The 13,438-nt window shown below is 63.0% G+C and carries 13 protein-coding genes; 8 read left to right on the top strand and 5 right to left on the bottom strand.

Annotated features, from left to right (window positions below):
• Positions 1–86: 86 nt before the first annotated feature.
• The 3 genes from B0E42_RS15740 (at position 87) to B0E42_RS15730 (ending at position 3,315) form a co-directional block, all read left to right on the top strand.
• The gene (locus B0E42_RS15740; protein ID WP_033062469.1) at positions 87–1,169 is read left to right on the top strand and encodes a BMP family ABC transporter substrate-binding protein; all 1,083 of its coding nucleotides are present in this window, start codon (positions 87–89) and stop codon (positions 1,167–1,169) included.
• Positions 1,170–1,312: 143 nt separating this feature from the next.
• Positions 1,313–2,278, top strand: a complete 966-nt coding sequence (locus B0E42_RS15735) for a 2-oxoglutarate and iron-dependent oxygenase domain-containing protein (protein WP_077506799.1) — start codon at positions 1,313–1,315, stop codon at positions 2,276–2,278.
• Positions 2,279–2,361: 83 nt separating this feature from the next.
• A complete protein-coding gene (locus B0E42_RS15730; protein ID WP_003197486.1) occupies positions 2,362–3,315 on the top strand; it encodes an adenosine deaminase in 954 nt (317 codons plus the stop codon).
• A 251-nt stretch (positions 3,316–3,566) separates the two neighbouring features.
• On the opposite strand, the gene B0E42_RS15725 is transcribed toward B0E42_RS15730, so the two are convergent.
• The 3 genes from B0E42_RS15725 to B0E42_RS15715 form a co-directional block, all read right to left on the bottom strand.
• Entirely contained in the window at positions 3,567–4,949 is a 1,383-nt protein-coding gene (locus tag B0E42_RS15725; RefSeq protein ID WP_077506798.1) for an MFS transporter, read from the bottom strand.
• A gap of 112 nt (positions 4,950–5,061) precedes the next feature.
• Complete coding sequence (locus tag B0E42_RS15720; protein ID WP_018603237.1) at positions 5,062–5,796, bottom strand: helix-turn-helix transcriptional regulator; 735 nt, start codon at positions 5,794–5,796, stop codon at positions 5,062–5,064.
• Positions 5,797–5,937: 141 nt separating this feature from the next.
• Positions 5,938–6,867, bottom strand: coding sequence for a LysR family transcriptional regulator (locus B0E42_RS15715; RefSeq protein WP_053177950.1), 930 nt, complete (start codon positions 6,865–6,867; stop codon positions 5,938–5,940).
• 113 nt (positions 6,868–6,980) lie between these two features.
• On the opposite strand from B0E42_RS15715, the gene B0E42_RS15710 reads away from it, so the two are divergent.
• Both B0E42_RS15710 and B0E42_RS31160 read left to right on the top strand, forming a co-directional pair.
• Positions 6,981–7,994, top strand: a complete 1,014-nt coding sequence (locus B0E42_RS15710) for a zinc-binding alcohol dehydrogenase family protein (RefSeq protein ID WP_053185478.1) — start codon at positions 6,981–6,983, stop codon at positions 7,992–7,994.
• A gap of 218 nt (positions 7,995–8,212) precedes the next feature.
• Positions 8,213–8,383: a hypothetical protein gene (locus B0E42_RS31160; protein ID WP_168188525.1), complete on the top strand. Its 171-nt coding sequence runs from the start codon at positions 8,213–8,215 to the stop codon at positions 8,381–8,383.
• A 1-nt stretch (position 8,384) separates the two neighbouring features.
• Here the strand turns inward: B0E42_RS31160 and B0E42_RS15705 are convergent, their stop codons facing one another.
• On the bottom strand, positions 8,385–9,587 hold the full coding sequence (locus B0E42_RS15705) for a multidrug effflux MFS transporter (RefSeq protein WP_018603229.1): 1,203 nt from the start codon (positions 9,585–9,587) through the stop codon (positions 8,385–8,387).
• Between the two features lie 95 nt (positions 9,588–9,682).
• On the bottom strand, positions 9,683–9,880 hold the full coding sequence (locus B0E42_RS15700; protein ID WP_053177948.1) for a heavy-metal-associated domain-containing protein: 198 nt from the start codon (positions 9,878–9,880) through the stop codon (positions 9,683–9,685).
• Positions 9,881–10,028: 148 nt separating this feature from the next.
• On the opposite strand from B0E42_RS15700, the gene B0E42_RS15695 reads away from it, so the two are divergent.
• From B0E42_RS15695 to cueR, 3 genes are all read left to right on the top strand, one after another.
• Positions 10,029–10,412 (top strand): hypothetical protein, encoded by a 384-nt coding sequence (locus B0E42_RS15695; protein WP_018603226.1) that lies wholly within the window; start codon positions 10,029–10,031, stop codon positions 10,410–10,412.
• A 222-nt stretch (positions 10,413–10,634) separates the two neighbouring features.
• Entirely contained in the window at positions 10,635–13,028 is a 2,394-nt protein-coding gene (locus tag B0E42_RS15690) for a heavy metal translocating P-type ATPase (RefSeq protein WP_077506797.1), read from the top strand.
• Positions 13,025–13,426, top strand: coding sequence for a Cu(I)-responsive transcriptional regulator (cueR, locus tag B0E42_RS15685; RefSeq protein WP_014336407.1), 402 nt, complete (start codon positions 13,025–13,027; stop codon positions 13,424–13,426). Before B0E42_RS15690 ends, cueR begins: the two co-directional genes overlap by 4 nt.
• Positions 13,427–13,438 lie beyond the last annotated feature (12 nt).

The raw sequence follows: 13,438 nt of genomic DNA, 5'->3' as shown, positions 1-13,438 counted from the left end.
AGGTATCGACTATTTGTTGTCCTGTTGGTCAGCATTTTGCATTGATGCTGCACAGCCAACCTCACAACAAAATGGAGTTCGAGTTCATGCACAAACGCCCCTTGAAGAAGTTGCTTTGCGCCGTCGTCGCCGCCGTCGGCCTGGGCGCCGGTCTGAATGCCAGTGCCGCCGACCCGCTGAAGGTCGGCTTCGTCTACATCGGCCCGATCGGCGACCACGGCTGGACCTATCAGCATGAACAAGGGCGCAAGGAGCTGGCGGCGAAATTCGGCGAGCAGATCACCACCAACTACGTGGAAAACGTGCCGGAGGGTGCCGACGCCGAGCGGGTGATCCGCAACATGGCCAAGGACAAATACGACCTGATCTTCACCACCTCCTTCGGCTACATGAACCCGACGCTGAAAGTCGCCAAGCAGTTTCCCAAGGTGACCTTCGAACACGCCACCGGCTATAAGCAAGACAAGAACCTGGGCACGTACCTGGCTCGCACCTACGAGGGCCGCTACGTCGGCGGTTTCCTCGCGGCCAAGATGACCAAGACCAAGAAGATCGGCTACGTCGCGTCCTTCCCGATCCCGGAAGTCATCCGCGACATCAATGCCATCCAACTGGCCCTGAACAAGTACAACCCCGGTACCGAGATCAAAGTGGTGTGGGTCAACTCCTGGTTCGACCCGGGCAAGGAAGCCGACGCCGCCAACGCGCTGATCGACCAGGGCGTGGACGTGGTGTTCCAGCACACCGACAGCCCGGCGCCGATCCAGGCTGCCGAGCGACGCGGCGTCTATGCGGTGGGCTACGCTTCGGACATGGCTCACTTCGGGCCCAAGGCGGTGCTGACGTCCATCGTCAATGACTGGGGCCCGCATTACATCCAGGCGACCCAGAGCGTGCTCGACCATAGCTGGAAATCCCAGGACTACTGGGGTGGCCTGAAGGAAGGCACGGTGAAACTGCCGATCAGCGACCTGGTGCCGGCAGCAGTCAAGGGCGAAGCCGAGCAGATCATCGCTGACATCGAGAGCGGCGCCTTCCATCCGTTCACCGGCCCGATCAAGGACCAGGCCGGCGTCGAGAAAATCCCGGCGGGCGTGAGCGCCACCAACGCGGAACTGGCGTCGATGAATTATTACGTCGAAGGCATGAAGGCTGAGATTCCCAAGTAACTGGCTAATCAACACAAAACCCTGTGGGAGCGAGCCTGCTCGCGATAGCGATTTATCTGTCGACATCCATGTTGAATGTAAGTCCGCTATCGCGAGCAGGCTCGCTCCCACATTGAGTACCCCTTTAAGTTCAGGAACGCCGCATGAACAGCCTTCCCATCATCGACATCAGCCCGCTCTACGGCGACGAGCCCGACGCCTGGCAAGCCGTCGCCGGGCAAATCGACCGCGCCTGCCGCCAATGGGGCTTTTTCTATATCAAGGGCCACCCCATCAGCCCGGCGCGCATCGCCGAGGTACTGGGCAGTGCCCAACGCTTCTTCGCCCTGCCCGTCGAAGAAAAACTCAAGATCGACATCACCCAGACCCGCCACCACCGTGGTTATGGCGCCGTCGCCACGGAACAACTGGACCCGACCAAACCCAGCGACCTGAAGGAAACCTTCGACATGGGCCTGCACTTGCCGGCCGATCATCCGGAGGTGCTGGCGGAAAAACCGCTGCGCGGCCCCAACCGACATCCTGAACTGGGCGGCTGGGAAGCCTTGATGGAGCAGCATTACCGCGACATGCAGGCGCTTGCGCAAACCCTGCTGCGAGCCATGACCCTGGCCCTGGGTATCGAGCGGGACTTTTTCGACACGCGCTTCAACGAACCGGTCAGCGTGCTGCGCCTGATCCACTACCCGCCCCGCGACACCGCCAGCAGCGCCGAGCAGCAAGGTGCCGGCGCCCATACCGATTATGGTTGCATCACCCTGCTCTACCAGGACGCCGCCGGCGGCCTGCAAGTGCGCAACATCGACGGCCAGTGGATCGACGCGCCGCCCCTCGACGGCACCTTCGTGGTCAATCTCGGCGACATGATGGCGCGCTGGAGCAACGACCGTTACCTGTCCACGCCGCATCGGGTGATCAGCCCGCTGGGGGTGGACCGGTACTCGATGCCGTTCTTTGCCGAGCCGCACCCCGACACGCTGATCCAATGCCTGCCCGGTTGCCAGGATGACGCCCACCCGCCAAAGTACCCAACGACTACCTGCACCGAATTCCTGCTGTCGCGCTTCGCCGACACCTATGCTTACCGGCGTGAGTCGCTTGCCGTGTAGTGGATCAGCCGGTCAGGTTTTACCCGACAGGGCGGCCAGCGCCTGTAGAATGCCCGCCATCGATTCGCTGATGAGAAAAGACCATGTACGACTGGCTGAACGCCCTGCCCAAGGCTGAACTGCACCTGCACCTGGAAGGCTCGCTGGAGCCTGAGTTGCTGTTCGCCCTGGCCGAACGCAACAAGATCGCCCTGCCGTGGAGCGACGTCGATACCCTGCGCAAGGCCTATGCCTTCAACAACCTGCAGGAATTCCTCGACCTGTATTACCAGGGCGCCGATGTGCTGCGCACCTCCCAGGATTTCTACGACCTGACCTGGGCCTACCTGTTGCGTTGCAAGGCGCAGAACGTGATCCACACCGAACCGTTCTTCGACCCGCAGACCCACACCGACCGTGGTATCCCGTTCGAAGTGGTGCTCAACGGCATCGCCGCCGCCCTCAAGGATGGCGAGCAGCAACTGGGCATCACCAGCGGCCTGATCCTGAGTTTCCTGCGCCACCTGAGCGAAGAACAAGCCGAGAAGACCCTCGACCAGGCGCTGCCATTCCGCGAGGCCTTCGTGGCCGTGGGCCTGGACAGTTCGGAAATGGGCCATCCACCGAGCAAGTTCCAACGGGTATTCGACCGCGCGCGCAACGAAGGCTTCCTGACCGTCGCCCACGCCGGCGAAGAAGGCCCGCCCGAGTACATCTGGGAAGCCCTGGACCTGCTGAAGATTCAGCGCATCGACCATGGTGTGCGAGCCATCGAAGATGAGCGGCTGATGCAGCGGATCATCGACGAGCAGATTCCATTGACCGTGTGCCCGCTGTCCAACACCAAGCTGTGCGTATTCGACGACATGTCGCAGCACAACATCCTCGACATGCTCGAGCGCGGCGTGAAAGTGACGGTGAACTCCGATGACCCGGCGTACTTCGGCGGCTACGTCACCGAGAACTTCCACGCGCTGTATACCCACCTGGGCATGACCCAGGACCAGGCCAAGCGCCTGGCCCAGAACAGCCTGGATGCGCGGCTGGTGAAACCTTAAGCCCGACAATCAACCCTGTGGGAGCGAGCTTGCTCGCGATAGCTTTGGATCAGCCAACATCAATATCGACTGACACACCGCTATCGCGAGCAAGCCCGCTCCCACAGTTTTTTGATCGCTTGCAAATCCACGGTTGGACGCAGATCCAATTGTGGGAGCGAGCCTGGTCGCGATGGCGGTGTATTAGTCGACATCGATGTCGAATGCCAGACCGCAATCGCGAGCAAGCTCGCTCCCACAGGGGATAGTGTTTAGTCGGCGACGGTCGCTTCGCTCAACTCCTCCAACGTCTTGCCCCGCGTCTCCATCCCGAACAACCAGACCACCCCCGCCGCCACGGCGAAGCACAACGCGCCCAGGGCGAACACGCCACCCTGGCCGGTGATGGGGAATACCAGCCCGGTCACCAGCGGGCCGAGCAGCGAACCGACGCGTCCCACGGCCGAAGCAAAGCCCGAGCCGGTGGCCCGGGCCGAGGTGGGGTACAGCTCCGGCGTGTAGGTGTAGAGCACCGCCCACATGCCGAACAGGAAAAACTGCATCAGCAGCCCGGTGCCGATCAACAGGCCGACGTTGCCGCCAAACACCGCGCTCTGCCCATACAGAAACGCCATCGCCCCACCGCCCAGCAACGTGATGACGCACACCGGTTTGCGCCCCCAGCGCTCCACCAGCCAGGCCGCCATCAAGAAGCCGGGAATCCCGCCCAGGGAAATCAGCACGGTGTAATACACCGACTGGGTCACCGCGAACCCCGACTGCTGCAACAACGCACTGAGCCAGGAAGTCAGGCCGTAGAAACCGAGCAAGGCAAAGAACCAGACGCTCCAGATCATCATCGTGCGCTGGCGATACAGCGGCGACCAGATCTGCGCCAGGGCCGAAAAGAAATTACCCGGCGTGCTCTCAACCCTTGGCAAACGGATCGGCTCCGGCAGGTCGCGACGCCCCAGCGAAGCGCGGACCTTGTCTTCGATTCGCTTGAGCACCGCGTCTGCTTCATCACCCCGGCCGGCCTGTTCCAGCCAGCGCGGCGACTCGGGAATGAAGAAACGAATCGCCAGGACAAACACCGCCGGCACCGCCAGCACCAAAAAGATGTCGCGCCAGCCGATCACCGGCAGCAGAAAATACGACAGCACCCCCGCCGCCACGAAACCCAGCGGCCAGAAGCCATCCATCAAAGCGATGTAGCGGCCCCGACGCTTGGCCGGGATCAGCTCCGAAAGCATCGACTGGGCAATCGGAAACTCCATGCCCATGCCGATGCCCAGCAGGATGCGAAACAGCGTCAAGGTCTCGATGTCCTGGGCCGTGGAGCACAAGTAACTGGCAATGCCCCACAGCACGATGCTCCACTGGAACACCGGTTTGCGCCCGAAACGATCGGCCAGCATGCCCGACAGCGACGCCCCTACCACCATGCCGAAGAAGCTGGAGCTGGCGAGCAAACCGGCCTGGGCGGTGCTCAGGCCGAACTCGGCTTTGATCGATCCCAACAGGAACGTCATCATCGCCAGGTCCATGGAGTCGAAGAAAAACGCCAGGGCGATGATGATGAAGATGACCCGGTGGTAACCGCTGATGGGTAACCGTTCCAGGCGTTCCGCCGCGCTGTAGCCGTGAGTGTCCATGCTGCCTCCCCCAATCCGATAATTCCCCGAACCGAGTGTGCGCGAACCTCGCAGGTGGCTATTGCTGAATACGACCTGCCGACAGCCCTGAGCGACGCATCAGGAGCGTTCCCTAGATTGCCATCTCCACCGTGTCCTGCCGGGCGAACCGGTGGATTTCCTGCTGGCCGAGCGTCGTCACCTGCAGGGCTCGCGAATCGTTGGGCAAGCTCAGCCAACCCGACTGCATGAACAGTTGCAGCAGGGCCGCCCCCAGCGCGCCCCCCAGGTGTGGACGACGCTCGCTCCAGTCCGGGCAGGCACAGGCGATGTGGGTGTTGCGATGGGCCAGGGCCTGGATGAACAGGCCACGTCCGGCCAGTTGATTGGCGCCCTTGTGGGTGACGATCACCCGCTGCTCGAACTGCTCGATCCATCCGGCGTCCAGCAGGCGCTGGTAGAGGTCGGCCGCCAGGGTTCCCCCCAGGTGATCGTCGCAAAGCCTGGCGCGCATCAACGAAGCAGGGGCCGACGGCGCCTTGGTCGGCATGACCCGGCGCTTGAAGACGTCTGGAATCTGCCGCGGCGTACTGACCAGCGTCGCGCTGGCCAGCGCTTCGACGGCAGCACCGATTTCAGGCGCTGCCAGGCGGAAAAACCGCTTGCGGCCCCGGGCCTCGACTTTCAACAGGCCTCCGGCGGACAGGCGTCCCAGATGCGCGTTGGCCGAGGACGGCGACAACCCGGCGAGCAACGCCAACTCCTCGGCCTGGCGGGCCGTGCCGTCCATCAAGGCCCACATCATTGCGCTGCGCTTGGGGTCAGCCAGCAGCGTGGCGATCTGGCTGATGCAAGGTGCATGTTCCATGTATTCACTCCCTGTTGAATCATTCGTCTACTGCTCTGGCGCAGGCGGTCGCTAGTATAAGCGGGGCGGTCGAGCTTTCCTGTCCTCCGGAAACCTTTGGAGGCGATTGTTCCTGAGGGAAAATTCTCTATTTGCCCGCGACTAATGGCCGGCCCCCGTCGAGCGTGGAAAACGAGCCGTCAACTCACCGCAGCGGACCTGGAGCATGTCTCGCAAAAGGTTGATGGGCTTGCTCAATTGCGCCCGGTGGGCACACAGCAGATTGAGGGGCGCGCGTTCGCATTGCAGGTGCGGCAAGAGGATTTTCAAGCGCCCGGCCAGCACGTCGGTGGACACATCCAGCCACGATTTATAGGCAATCCCGGCACCCGCCACCGCCCAGCGCCGCACCACATCGGCGTCGTCACTGAAACGGTCGCCACTGACGGTGAGGCTCACTTCCCGTTTGCCGTCATGAAAACCCCATCGGTCATGGACCCGACTGCCAAGCATGTACAACAGGCAGTTGTGCTGGGCCAGTTGTTCCAGCTGATGGGGTTCACCCTGGCGAGCCAGATAGTCCGGCGATGCACACAACACCCGGCGGTTATCCGCGGCAATGGGCAAGGCGACCAGGCTTGAATCTTCCGGCTCGCCATAACGCAAGGCGATGTCCACCGGCTGCTTGAACAGATCGGCCATGCGATCGCCCAGCAACAGCCGCACCGTCAGCCCGGGGTGCTCGCGCTGGAACGCGTCCAGCCAGGGCAGCAGCAGGTTGCGTCCCAGGTCCGACGGTGCGGACAACTGCAACACCCCACTGACCTGATCCTGGCCGCTGGTCAACAACCGCCGGCCCTCGTCAAGGCTGCTCAATGCAGCCCGGGCATATTCGAGAAAACCCTCACCTTCGGCCGTCAGGCGCAGGCTACGGGTGGAGCGGGCCAACAGCCGCGCGCCGAGGTGCTGCTCGATCCGTTTCAACGCGGCACTGGCCACCGCCGCCGACAGGTCCATGACCCTGGCCGCAGCCGAAAGACTGCCCAGGTCCGCCGCCCGGACAAACAACTGCAAGTCATCGAAGCGAAGCATGACGACTCCATTATCAAAAAATTATTGAAAGAGCCTGTTCTTTTAGCCGGTTTTATCTCGACGATAAATAGCTAAACATGGCCTTCATCGAACTCATCTCACGGAGCCGCTTCATGAAAGCCATCGCCTACTACCACTCATTGCCCATCACCGACCCGCAATCGCTCCAGGACATCGAGCTGCCGGAACCGGTCGCCGGTCCCAGGGACCTGCTGGTGGAGGTCAAGGCCATCTCGGTCAACCCGGTGGACACCAAAGTCCGCCAGAACGTCCAGCCCGAAGGTGGCGCAGCCAAGGTGCTGGGCTGGGACGTGGCCGGCGTGGTCAAGGCGGTGGGCAGCGAGGTCACGCTGTTCAAGGCCGGGGACCAGGTGTTCTACGCCGGCTCCATCGCCCGGGCCGGCGGCAACAGCGAGTTGCACGTAGTGGATGAGCGCATCGTCGGCCACATGCCCAAAACCCTTGGTTTCGCCGAAGCGGCGGCGCTACCGCTGACGGCCATTACCGCCTGGGAGTTGTTGTTCGAGCGCCTGCAAATCCAGGAAGGCCAAAGCGACCTGGGCCAGAGCCTGTTGATCGTCGGCGCTGCGGGCGGCGTGGGTTCGATCCTGACGCAACTGGCCAGCCAACTCACCGGGCTGAAGGTGATCGGCACCGCGTCCCGTGTGCAGACCCAGGATTGGGTGCGCAGCCTGGGGGCCGACCTGGTGATCGACCACAGCCAGCCATTGAGCGAAGTGTTGAAAGAAGCGGGCCAGCCCCAGGTGACTCACGTCGCCAGCCTGACCCAGACCGACCAGCATCTGGACCAGTTGGTCGAAGCCCTCGCGCCCCAGGGCAAACTGGCGCTGATCGACGATCCCAAGGCGCTGGACGTGACCAAGCTCAAGCGCAAGAGCCTGTCGTTGCATTGGGAATTCATGTACACCCGCTCGCTGTTCGAGACGGCCGACATGCTTGAACAACACAAACTGCTCAACCGCGTGGCCGCCCTGATCGACGCCGGCACGCTGAAGACCACGGTTGGCGAGCATTTCGGCACCATCAACGCCGAGAACCTGCGCCGGGCGCATGCCTTGCTGGAAAGCGGCAAGGCCAAGGGCAAGATTGTGCTCGAGGGCTTCTGACCCGCGATGAGGGCCTGGCGCTTGTGGGAGCAAAGCTTGCTCGCGATGGAGGCACCGCGGTTCTCTATAAAACCGCGTCGCCATTTATCGCGAGCAAGCTTTGCTCCCACAAAAAACCATGCCGTCAGTCCGAGAATTGATCCTTGTCACAATTGCGATCGCATTCGGGTCTACACTCGAGGCCTTTGCAACGCAATCTTTTCGTGAGGAGGTCAGCAATGAAGATCCTGATAAAAGAAGTGGCAAAATCCCAATGGCAAGTACGCCTTGACCAGCACGTCGTCACCTTCCGTACCGAGGCCGAAGCCCAGGCCTTCGCCCACACTCTGCAAGCGCGGATCCTCGCGCCCCATCATTTCCCCGAACAACAGCAGCGCGCGGCCGGCTGAGTCAGCCTTCGCGACTGGCCTGGGCCAGCGCCCGGGCATTTTGCAGGCGACGGGTCAGCATCGCTGCGCCCACCACCAACAGCCCGCAAAGGCTGATGACCAGCGCCATTGGCACGGCGGTGCCGTCATGCAGCGCCGCCACCAACGCAGCTGCCCCGGCGGCCACGGAAAACTGCAGGCATCCGAGCATCGCCGAAGCACTGCCGGCCCGGGCGCCCTGCCCATTCATGGCGCAAGCCGAGGCGTTGGGCAGGATGCACCCCAGGCTGGCGATGCAGATAAACAGCGGAACCAGCAGCGGCCACAACTGCGCAGGTTGCAAGGCGCTGACGGCCAACAGGCTCAGCCCGGCGCCCAGGTAGACCCATACCGCGCGGCTCAGCAGGAACGCCGGACCGCGCTTGGACAGCAGCCGGGCGTTGACCTGGGCAACCAGGATGAAGCCCGCCGCGTTGGTGCCGAACAGCCAACCGAAGTGTTCGGCCGGTACCCCGTAGAGCTTGATGAAGACGAAAGGCGAACCGGCGATGTAGGCAAACATCCCAGCGATAGCGATGCCTCCCGTCAGCGCATGACCGAGGAAGACGGCGTCGGTCAATAACCGGCCATATTGGCGCAATGCCCCCGACAACGGTTGCCGAGGCACATGGTCCGGCAAGCTTTCCGGCAGCCACAAGGCCACCGCCATCGACGCCAATGCGCTGAACACGGTCAGGGCAATGAAGATCGATTGCCAACCATGCAGGTTCACCAGCAACCCGCCCAGCATCGGCGCGAGAATCGGCGCCAGGCCCATCACCAGCATCAACTGCGAAAACACCTTGGCCGAACCCACCGCGTCGCATTTGTCGCTGACCACCGCCCGCGAGATCACCATCCCGGCGCACCCACCCAGGGCCTGGACGAAGCGGGCGCCGATCAGCCATTCCAGGCTCGGCGCGTAGGCGCAGGCCAGGGAGGCCAGGGTGAACAAACCAACACCGGTCAGCAATGGAATGCGCCGTCCGAAGCGATCCGCCACCGGCCCATAGGCCAGTTGCCCGATGGACAAGCCGAGGAAATAAGCCGCCAGGGTCAACTGAATGTGTTTTTCGTCGGTACCGAAGGCCGTCGCCATCGCCGGAAAGGCAGGCAGGTAGAAGTCGATCGCCAAGGGACCGAAAGCGCTCAAGGCGCCAAGAATCAGAATGGTACGGAGGTTCATCGGGCGTCCCGCTCAGGCGTCGTTCGACAGCCTGACAGTCTAGCCGTGCCGGACGCTCTTGAACATTCCGGTAGGTCGCTAACGATTAAAAAACTTCAAGCAGGGCTGGCCTCATAGCCCTCCTCCTTGATGGCCGCAAGCACGGCATCGGCCGGCAACGAACTCTGGACCTGGACAGTCTTGGCACCCAGGTCGATTTGCACATCGGCCGCCGGGTCCTTGGCCTGGACAGCCTGGGTGATAGCCTTGACGCAGTGACCGCACGACATGCCCTGGACATTGAAAGTGTGCATGAGATGACTCCTTGGGATTGAGGTTGCCAGCAGTCTCAAGCTTGCCATCATGGCAAGGTCAAGTTCTGACAAAAACTGCCGGGCTGGCAATCGGCATCGCGCTCAGCCAAGCTGCACACATCAAGGATTTAACACCGGAGGTTCAGCCATGCGCTGGTCAGCGTTCAGCCTGTTTTGCATGCTCGGTTTTTCAGCGGTGGCGCCCCAGGCCTCGGCCGCCGGCGAAGACTATGGCGTGGTGATCATTTCCCGCGAGCGCCTGGAAGTGTCGACCAATTGCGAAATCGGCATCTACATCCAGGATCAGCTCTCGGCCAGGCTGTTCCAGGAGCAAAGCACTTCGTTCAACCTGCCGCCGGGCCAGTTTTCCTTGCGCCTGAAGTTGCTGCCAGGTCAGGCACCGGGGTGCAACCCGGGCATGCTCGCACCAGGGTCGCAGAACATCACCCTCAGGGCCGGTGACATCCTGAAGTTCCGCATCGCCATGAATGAACAAGGCATGTACCTCAAACAGGCTGGGCTCGGTTACTGACACACCACTTGCACCGGTGAGCAAGCTTTGTGGGAGCAAAGCTTGCTCGCGATCCAGGCGCCGCGGTCACTCAAAGACTGCGGTGCTTTCATCGCGGGCAAGCCTTGCTCCCACAGAGCCAGCTCCCAAATCAGGGATCGGCAGCGCTTTTTGGATTGGCGCTTGACCTTGCCCGCATGGCAAGGTTGATCCTGTAGTCATTCACTACAGGGAGCCTGACCGATGTCCGAATCCACCACGTTCGATCTACCGATTGCCGGCATGACCTGCGCCAGCTGCGCCGGGCGGGTCGAGCGGGCCTTGAGCAAAGTCACCGGCACCCGCGCTGTCAGTGTGAACCTGGCCACTGAACTGGCGCGCGTGCAGGCCCCCGAAGGCAGCCTGCCAGCCTTGATGCAGGCCGTCGAACAGGCCGGCTATAGCGTCCCCGTGCAAACCCTGGAGCTGAACATCGACGGGATGACCTGCGCCTCCTGTGTCGGCCGGGTCGAACGCGCCCTGGGCAAGGTCGACGGCGTGAACAGGGTCAGCGTCAACCTTGCCAATGAGCGGGCCCACCTCGAACTGCTCGGCCAGGTGGACCCGCAAACCCTGATCGATGCGGTCAAGCGCGCCGGCTATGACGCCACTGTCTGGCAGGCCGAACAGCCCGCTGACACGCAGGCCAATCGCCTGAACCGTGAACGCCTGATATTGATGCTGGCGATTGCGCTGTCCGTGCCGCTGGTACTGCCCATGCTGCTGCAGCCGTTCGGCGTGCATTGGATGCTCCCGGCCTGGGTGCAGTTCGCCCTGGCCACGCCGGTGCAATTCATCTTCGGTGCACGTTTCTACGTCGCCGCCTTCAAGGCCGTGCGTGCCGGTGCGGGGAACATGGACCTGCTGGTGGCCTTGGGTACCAGCGCCGGCTACGGTTTGAGCCTTTATGAATGGGTGATTGCCCGCCCTGGCGGCATGCCGCACCTGTATTTCGAAGCCTCGGCCGTGGTGATTGCCCTGGTACTGCTCGGTAAATACCTGGAAAGCCGCGCCAAGCGACAAACCGCCAGCGCCATCCGCGCCCTCGAGGCTTTGCGGCCAGAGCGGGCGATCCAGGTAGTCGATGGCCAGGAGCGGGACGTTGCCATCAGCGCCCTGCGCTTGAATGACCTGGTTCTGGTCAAACCCGGCGAACGCTTCCCGGTGGACGGCGAAGTGCTGGAAGGCCAGAGCCACGCCGACGAAGCGCTGATCAGCGGCGAAAGCCTGCCGGTGCCCAAGCAGCCCGGCGACAAAGTCACCGGCGGCGCCATCAATGGCGAAGGCCGGCTGCTGGTACGCACGCTGGCCCTGGGTACCGAAACCGTCCTGGCGCGCATCATCCGCCTGGTGGAAGACGCCCAGGCCGCCAAGGCACCGATCCAGAAACTGGTGGATAAAGTCAGCCAGGTGTTCGTACCGGTGGTGCTGGTGCTGGCCCTGGCGACGTTGATCGGCTGGTGGCTGTACGGTGCGCCACTGGAAACCGCGCTGATCAACGCCGTCGCCGTGCTGGTGATCGCTTGCCCCTGCGCCCTGGGCCTGGCGACGCCCACGGCGATCATGGCTGGCACCGGCGTGGCCGCTCGCCACGGGATTCTGATCAAGGACGCCGAGGCCCTGGAGCGCGCCCATGAAGTCGACACCGTAGTATTCGACAAGACCGGCACCCTGACCTCCGGCACGCCGCGCATCGCCCACTTGACGGCTCTGGAGGGAGATGAAGACGCGCTGCTGAAAATGGCCGGCGCCCTGCAACGCGGCAGTGAGCACCCTCTCGCCAAAGCCGTGTTGGACACCTGCGCCGAGCGTGGCCTGGACGTGGCGGATGTCAGCGACAGCCAGTCCCTGGCTGGACGCGGTATCGCCGGCAGCCTCGACGGACGCCGCCTGGCCCTGGGCAATCGACGCCTGCTGGACGAACTGGGCCTGGAGCCCGGTTCGCTGGCCAAGTCGGCACAGGCTTGGGAAAACGAAGGCCGCACGCTGTCCTGGCTGATCGAACAAGGCGCGACGCCTCGGGTGCTCGGCCTGTTCGCCTTCGGTGACACGCTCAAGCCCGGCGCCCTCGCCGCGGTACAGGCCTTGAATGAACAGCACATCGCCAGCCACTTGCTCACCGGCGACAATCAAGGCAGCGCCCGGGTCGTGGCCCAGGCGCTGGGTATCTCCAATGTCCATGCCGAGGTTTTGCCAGCGGACAAATCCGCCATCGTCCAACAGTTGAAGCGCCATTCGGTGGTGGCGATGGTGGGCGACGGCATCAACGACGCCCCCGCCCTGGCCGCCGCCGACATCGGCATTGCCATGGGCGGCGGCACCGACGTGGCGATGCATGCCGCGGGCATCACCCTCATGCGCGGCGATCCGCGACTGGTGCCGGCGGCGCTGGACATCAGCCGCAAGACCTACGCCAAGATCCGCCAGAACCTGTTCTGGGCGTTCGTCTATAACCTGGTCGGCATCCCCCTGGCGGCTTTCGGGTTTCTCAACCCGGTGCTGGCCGGCGCGGCCATGGCGCTGTCGAGCGTCAGTGTGGTCAGCAATGCGTTACTGTTGAAGTTCTGGACACCCAAGCAGCTGGAGGACAAGCGATGAACATCGGCCAAGCGGCCCGCCAGAGCGGCCTGAGCGCGAAGATGATCCGCTATTACGAATCCATCGGCCTGCTCAAGGCCGCCCATCGTACCGACAGCGGCTATCGGATCTACGGCGCCGATGACCTGCACACCCTGGCCTTTATCAAGCGCTCTCGCGACTTGGGGTTTTCCCTGGAAGAGGTCGGCAAACTGCTGACCCTCTGGCAAGACCGCCAACGCGCCAGCGCCGACGTCAAGGCCCTGGCCCGCCAGCACATCGAAGAACTGAACCAGAAAATCCGCGAACTGGCTGAGCTTCGCGACACCCTCCAGGATCTGGTGGAACACTGCCACGGCGACCACCGCCCGGACTGCCCGATCCTCAAGGAACTGGCGTCGGGGTGTTGCAAAAGTTGATGCCCACCGCCG

It is taken from the genome of Pseudomonas sp. A25(2017) (assembly GCF_002001065.1).
GTDB classification, from domain to species: domain Bacteria; phylum Pseudomonadota; class Gammaproteobacteria; order Pseudomonadales; family Pseudomonadaceae; genus Aquipseudomonas; species Aquipseudomonas kilonensis.
Note: the sequence above shows the minus strand (reverse complement) of the source record. Positions and strands in the feature narration are given on the sequence as shown.

What these genes read in the sequence shown, in the direction of transcription:
- B0E42_RS15730 (WP_003197486.1), top strand. Translation starts at nt 2,362, where the DNA reads ATGTACGACTGGCTGAACGCCCTGCCCAAGGCTGAACTGCACCTGCAC.
- cueR (WP_014336407.1), top strand. Translation starts at nt 13,025, where the DNA reads ATGAACATCGGCCAAGCGGCCCGCCAGAGCGGCCTGAGCGCGAAGATG.
- B0E42_RS15715 (WP_053177950.1), bottom strand. Translation starts at nt 6,867, where the DNA reads ATGCTTCGCTTCGATGACTTGCAGTTGTTTGTCCGGGCGGCGGACCTG.
- B0E42_RS15690 (WP_077506797.1), top strand. Translation starts at nt 10,635, where the DNA reads ATGTCCGAATCCACCACGTTCGATCTACCGATTGCCGGCATGACCTGC.
- B0E42_RS15735 (WP_077506799.1), top strand. Translation starts at nt 1,313, where the DNA reads ATGAACAGCCTTCCCATCATCGACATCAGCCCGCTCTACGGCGACGAG.
- B0E42_RS15740 (WP_033062469.1), top strand. Translation starts at nt 87, where the DNA reads ATGCACAAACGCCCCTTGAAGAAGTTGCTTTGCGCCGTCGTCGCCGCC.
- B0E42_RS31160 (WP_168188525.1), top strand. Translation starts at nt 8,213, where the DNA reads ATGAAGATCCTGATAAAAGAAGTGGCAAAATCCCAATGGCAAGTACGC.
- B0E42_RS15695 (WP_018603226.1), top strand. Translation starts at nt 10,029, where the DNA reads ATGCGCTGGTCAGCGTTCAGCCTGTTTTGCATGCTCGGTTTTTCAGCG.
- B0E42_RS15720 (WP_018603237.1), bottom strand. Translation starts at nt 5,796, where the DNA reads ATGGAACATGCACCTTGCATCAGCCAGATCGCCACGCTGCTGGCTGAC.
- B0E42_RS15710 (WP_053185478.1), top strand. Translation starts at nt 6,981, where the DNA reads ATGAAAGCCATCGCCTACTACCACTCATTGCCCATCACCGACCCGCAA.
- B0E42_RS15725 (WP_077506798.1), bottom strand. Translation starts at nt 4,949, where the DNA reads ATGGACACTCACGGCTACAGCGCGGCGGAACGCCTGGAACGGTTACCC.
- B0E42_RS15705 (WP_018603229.1), bottom strand. Translation starts at nt 9,587, where the DNA reads ATGAACCTCCGTACCATTCTGATTCTTGGCGCCTTGAGCGCTTTCGGT.
- B0E42_RS15700 (WP_053177948.1), bottom strand. Translation starts at nt 9,880, where the DNA reads ATGCACACTTTCAATGTCCAGGGCATGTCGTGCGGTCACTGCGTCAAG.